Here is a 474-nt window from a genome sequence, read left to right as displayed (position 1 = left end):
CGACGGCCCGGCGCGGCAGCGACCGGGGCATCAGCTCGCCCAGGCTCTCCGCGAGCTGGCCCAGGGAGTACAGGTGGTCGGTGCCCCAGGTGGTCGCCCAGTGCTCGTGCAGCGGATTCTTGGTCAGCAGCCCGGCATAGCCCATGTCGCCGTCCAGCGAGCGCCGCAGGCCCTCCTCGACCCGGGCGGCGTAGCGCATCGGCGCGATCCGCGCCGAGTCCGTCCGGCACACCGGCGCCTCCAGGATCCACCCCACGTGCCCCCGGCCGGTCGGGCTCTCCGCGATCCAGGTGGGCATCGCGTGCCCACGCGGTTCCTCCAGTGCCCGCAGCAGCGTGTCGTGGTGGTCGACGTCCACCACGAGCATGCACAGCAGCGCCGTCGGCGAGTGCTCCAGGTACCGACGTGTCAACGCCTTCGCCCGGCTCTCCCGCCACGACCCCGTGGTCGGGTCGTCGCTGGCCAACGGCCAGC

At 73.4% G+C, this 474-nt stretch carries 1 protein-coding gene; it reads right to left on the bottom strand.

Annotated features, from left to right (window positions below; translation table 11 throughout):
- The coding region (locus tag F0L68_RS41390; RefSeq protein WP_188317131.1) for a replication initiation protein at window positions 1-474 on the bottom strand (474 nt) is incomplete at both ends.

It is taken from the genome of Solihabitans fulvus (assembly GCF_008386585.1).
Lineage (GTDB): Bacteria > Actinomycetota > Actinomycetes > Mycobacteriales > Pseudonocardiaceae > Solihabitans > Solihabitans fulvus.
Note: the sequence above shows the minus strand (reverse complement) of the source record. Positions and strands in the feature narration are given on the sequence as shown.